The 5107-nt window shown below is 71.6% G+C and carries 3 protein-coding genes; 1 reads left to right on the top strand and 2 read right to left on the bottom strand.

Annotated elements, in window-relative coordinates; all coding sequences use genetic code 11:
- Positions 1-678 precede the first annotated feature (678 nt).
- Both ACWEFJ_RS39070 and ACWEFJ_RS39065 read right to left on the bottom strand, forming a co-directional pair.
- Positions 679-1110, bottom strand: coding sequence for a heavy metal-responsive transcriptional regulator (locus ACWEFJ_RS39070; RefSeq protein WP_378089229.1), 432 nt, complete (start codon positions 1108-1110; stop codon positions 679-681).
- Positions 1111-1148: 38 nt separating this feature from the next.
- On the bottom strand, positions 1149-3620 hold the full coding sequence (locus ACWEFJ_RS39065) for a thioesterase domain-containing protein (RefSeq protein WP_449716897.1): 2472 nt from the start codon (positions 3618-3620) through the stop codon (positions 1149-1151).
- A gap of 178 nt (positions 3621-3798) precedes the next feature.
- Between ACWEFJ_RS39065 and ACWEFJ_RS39060 the strand changes: the two genes are divergently transcribed.
- A partial coding sequence (locus ACWEFJ_RS39060; RefSeq protein WP_449716896.1) for a heavy metal translocating P-type ATPase occupies positions 3799-5107 on the top strand: 1309 nt, incomplete at its 3' end.

Below are 5107 nucleotides of genomic sequence, written 5' to 3'. Positions count from 1 at the left end.
TCCGACAGCCCGTACCCCTCCACCTTCGCCAGGAACTTGTCGTACATCCCGGCGAAGACGTACTTCCCCCACGTGGCGTCGTACGCCTTCTTCAGAACCTTGGTGGTAGCACCCATTTGCTGAAGCCCCTTCGTACGGCGGGCACCGAATTCACGCCGCAGCCGAGCGCGCGGCACCCCGTCCGATAGTGCGAACGATTCCTGCTCCGAACCTTCCCCCCGTGACCGGAACGGACCGGTAAATGTCCGGGACCGATCTGCTCCGAGTCCGCCGGTCCCGACGACGTCCTCGGCACGGCATTTCCGGCCGCCCGGTTCGACGGCCGATCCCAGTGTCCGGGTTGAACCTGGCTTCAAGTCAACCCCCGCCCCTCGGCACGGCCGCTGAACTGCGCGAACAGGGTATGTGCCACGTACTTGGCGCAGCGTGGGACGCAGTTCGGTCAGCACCGACCCGCTTTCCGGCGACCTGCGCGGCCGATACGGTCAACCGCACCCCGAAGCGTTGCGCAGACCACTCTTGACCACCCGCCGCACGCAGCCGCCGGAATCGGTCGCGGATTCCTCCCACGACTCGGGACACGTCCCCCGGGCACGCCTTCGAATTACCGCCGTGCCGCGCGTCCTCCCGCCGCGCACGGGCGGATACCTTCGTGATGAGGGGGGCCGGGCCTCGTGCTCAGCCGCCGGTGATGACGACCGGCCGCCACACGCCGGGCGCGGGGTCGGGGCAGTCGTTGCTGGGGAGTTGGTCGACCATCGCCGACAGCTCCGCGCGCAACGCTTCCAGGCGCTGCATCTCCTGGTTCAGCTCCGCCATCCGGTCGCGCAGCAGGACCGCCGCGTCGCCGCACGGGCACTGGCCCGTGTCGCGGATCTCCAGCAGGTCGGAGATCTCCCGCAGGCGCAGGCCCAGCCGCTGCGCGCCCTGGATGAACCGCAGCCGGTCCACGGCGTCCTCGCCGTACCGCCGGTACCCGGACTCGGTGCGCGGTGGCTTCGGCAGCAGGCCGACACGCTCGTAGTAGCGGATGCTGTCGCTGGTCACACCGGCACGGCGCGCCAGGCCGGCGACCGTCATGCCACCGGGATCCGTTGGCGCTGTCCCCATGGTGCCAGGGTAACGGGAGGTGCTCGTGCCGTGTCGGTTCATGAACCCAGTTCCCAATCTTTGAGCAGGTCCGGACAGGTGTGTTCGCACACGGCGGCGGCGACGTCGGCAACGTGCCGGTCGGTCAGGATGGTGTGGTGGGTGCCGGCGACCCAGGTGCCCGTGGTGCGGCCGGTGGTGAGCGCCTGCCACCCCCAGGTGCAGTGCGAGGCGTGCGGGTGGTCGGCGAACGCGGTCACCAGGCCGTTGGCCGCGCGGATGACGTGCACGTCGGCGGCGATGGTCGACGGGCGGTGGCGGCGGCAGGCGCGGACCACGGCGGTGAAGACGTCGTAGGTGTGCCGCAGGTGCGCCTCGTCCGCGGCGACGGCGCGGCCGGTGCGCCGTTCGACCAGGGCGAGGCCCGCCGCCACCAGGTCCTCGTCGGCGGTGGCGAGCAGGGCCGCCCGCTCGGCCCCGGTGGCGTCGTCGGCGCGGAAGCCCGGGTCGAGGTCTTCGAGGAACCACAGCAGCAGGGACACCGGGTCCGCCTCCGGCGCGGGCAGCGGCGCCGGCGAGTCGAAGACGAACAGCCGGGCCACGTCCTCGCCGTCGCGCTCCAGCCGGTGCGCCACCTCGGCGGCGATCACCGCGCCCGACGACCACCCGCCGAGCACGTACGGGCCGTGGGGCCGGACGGTCCGGATCGCCTCGGCGTACCGGGCCGCGAAGTCGGCCACCTCGGTGGGCACGTCCCGCGCCGGCGGCCGGAGGGCGTACCAGGTCAGGTCCACCAGCGCCGCCAGCCCGCGGTAGGCGAGCACGTCGCCGCCCGCCGGGTGGACCAGGAACACCGCGGGCGCGCCGGCGACCTCGCGCAGCGGCACGAGCGGCGACCACGCCTCCTCGCACCGCGCGGCCGCGGCGCGGACGGACGGCACCTGCTCCGGCAACGCCACCCGCACCGGCCCACGCGGGCTCACCGGCGAGGCGGCACCGTGCCCGGTCGGGGACGTGCCGGCGGTCGGGACCGCGAGGTCGAAGCCCGTGCGCCGCCAGGCTTCGGCGCTGTCGGCCAGGGTGGTGACCAACCGCCGGAACGCCGCGTGCACGGCGTCGACGGCCCCGTCGGGGAACACCGGCTCGGCGACGTCCCACGTGATCCAAGCCGAACCGTCACCCTGCTCCCGGAACCGGCAGTCCAGCAGCACCTGGGGCGTCTCCAGGGCCGAGTACGCGGGCCGCGCGACCTTGCCCGCGACCACACCGCCGCCGATCACGAACGGGCACGCGACCCGGCCGGGCGTGCGGCGGTGCCGGTTGAGGGCCTGGAGCACCTTCGCCCCGCTCCAGTGCACGTTCTGCATGTCCTGGAGCACCTGCGCCCGCAACTTCCGCGCGCGCACCGCGAACGGCTCGACCGCCCGCCAGTCGACCTCCAGCGGGTACAGCGAGGCGAAGTTGCCCATCACCTCGCCGATCTGCGGGTGCAGCGGCAGCCGGTGGGTCACCACGTTGTCGAGCAGGAAGTGCCTCGACCCGCTCCACGTGGCCACCACTTCGGCGAACGCGGCGTACACGACGTTGCCGGCGGTCAGCCCGTGGGCGCGGGCCCGTCGCTTGAGCGCGGACCACACGTCGGCGGACAGCGACCACTCCCGCCGGGTGAGTTCGGACCGGTCCCGGTCGGCCGTCAGCGGCACCGCCGGCGCGTCCGGCCAGTCCGGGATGCGGTCGCGCCAGTACTGCTCCGACTCCCGGCCGAGCGGCGAGGACTCGACGGCGGCCAGGGTCAGCACGCAGTCGCGGAAGCCGACCTCCAGCTCCGGAACCGCGTGCTCCGGGTCGCGGTGGAGCGCGAACACGGTGTCCAGGAAACGGCTGGTCCCCGTGCCGTCGCTGAAGAAGCTGTTGTTGGTGTAGTGCAGGCGGGCGTCGCGCTCGCCGTGCAGGCTGATCCGCACGTCCAGCCACGGCCACCGGTCCAGCGGGAGTTGCCGCCGCCGCGCGTTCTCGCGGATGCGCAGCAGTTCGCGCTCGACCTGCTCGGCGGGCAGGCCGCGCAAGTCGTGGACCACGGGTGACAGCGGCGTGAAGTCGGGGACACGGCGCAGCCGCATGTCCTCCGTCACGACCACCAGGTTGTCCCGCTGGCGCAGCAGGTTCCGGTTCACCGCCGCGAAGAACCGCTCCACGTCCAGGTCGACCAGGTCGAACTCCATGTACTGGCGCGGCCGGACGTGGTCCCCCAACTCCACGAGCAACGACGTCTGCAGGTCCGACAACGGGAACGGCTCGTCGGCCGCCGCCGGGTCCGGCACGACCCGCGGGAGGACGTAGCCGCGCGGACCGGCCCCGGACAACCAGCGGACGATGGCCTGCTTCTGCGCGAGGATGCGGTCCCGCAACGCGGGCGACATCGTGCCGCGCGGAGCGGAGATCTCCAGTTCGTCGTGGCCGACGAGCCGGATCTTGATCTCCGTGCGCGCCAGCTCGGCGAGGACTGAGGGCATCGGGTCGATGGTGGTCATGGGTCCCCCTCCGGTGCACGGCGACGGCCAGTTTCGGAGTTGAACTCGGCTTCAAGTCAAGCTCCGGGAACGGGGCTTGACCTTGGAGTGCGGTCCAACCTTTACCGTCGGTTCCGCTAGCCACATCTGAACCACGACCTAGGTGGTCTTCCCTAGGCGAACAGGCGGGTGACCTGCAGTGACCACACAACCCCTGACCAACCGGGTCAACGCCCCGGACGAGGCCGACCTGGAAACACGCCGCTACCGCGTCCTCGCCGGCTGCGTCGAGTGCGCCAGCGACCTCACCCCACTACGCCGGGTCGAGGGTGTCCGCGACGTCCGCATGCTCTCCGCCTCCGGCGTGCTCGCCATCCAGGCCCCCAAGACCCTCAGCGACACCGTGCTGCTGCGCACCGCCGCCGCCTCCGGCCTCACCCTCGAACCGGAGAAGCCCGCGGTCGTGGACGAGACACCGACGAAGAAGACCCGCTGGTGGCTGCGACCGGAAATGATCATGCTCGCCATCGCCGCCCTCTTCATGGTCGCCGCCGACATCGTCACCCGACGCTCCCCCGACGCACCCCTGGCCGACATCCTCGCCATCGTCTCCATCGGCTTCGGCATCGTCCACCCCGGCCGCAACGCCCTCACCATGCTGCGCAACAAGCGGTTCACCATCAACGTGCTGCTCGTCGTGGCGGTCATCGGCGCCATCCCCCTCGGCAAGTTCGTCGAGGCCGCCTGCGTCGTGGTCATCTTCTCCCTCGGCATCATCCTGGAGACCTTCGTCGCCGACCGCGCCCGCAAATCCATCCAGAAACTCATGGACCTCGCCCCCCGACGCGCCGAACGGTTCACCCTCGGCGGCGCGGTGCAGACCGTGCCCGTGGAGGAACTGGAGGTCGGGGACCTGGTGCTGGTGCGGCCCGGCGCACGGCTGCCCACCGACGGCGAGGTCACCCAGGGCGCGTCCTGGGTCGACACCTCCGCCATCACCGGCGAGTCCATGCCCGTCGAGGTCGTCCCCGGCGAAACCGTCTACGGCGGCACCCTCAACGGCGACGGCGCACTCCGCGTCAAGGTCACCAAGCGCTACCAGGACACCGTCCTCGCCCGCGTCATCCGCGAAGTCGAAGAAGCCCAACAAAACCGCGGCCGCGCCCAGCGCTTCGCCGACAGGTTCGGAGCCATCTACACCCCCGCCATGATCGGCGTCGCCGTCCTCATGGTCGTCCTCGGTCCGTTGGTGTTCGGGCTGTCGTTCACCGACGCCTTCTACCGCGCCCTCGTGGTCCTGATCGTGTCGTGCTCGTGCGCGCTGGTGCTGTCCGTCCCGGTCAGCGTCGTCTCCGCCGTGGCCCGCGCCGCACGCGACGGCGTCCTGATCAAGGGCGGCGCGTACCTGGAGGAGCTGGGCAGGCTCAAGGCGGTCGCGTTCGACAAGACCGGCACCCTCACCCTCGGCCGCCCCGCCCTGGTCGCCGTGCACACCCTGGACGGGGACG

The organism is Actinosynnema sp. NPDC004786 (assembly GCF_053601135.1).
The sequence above is the reverse complement of the archived record's forward strand: the minus strand, read 5'-3'. Positions and strand labels throughout refer to the sequence as shown.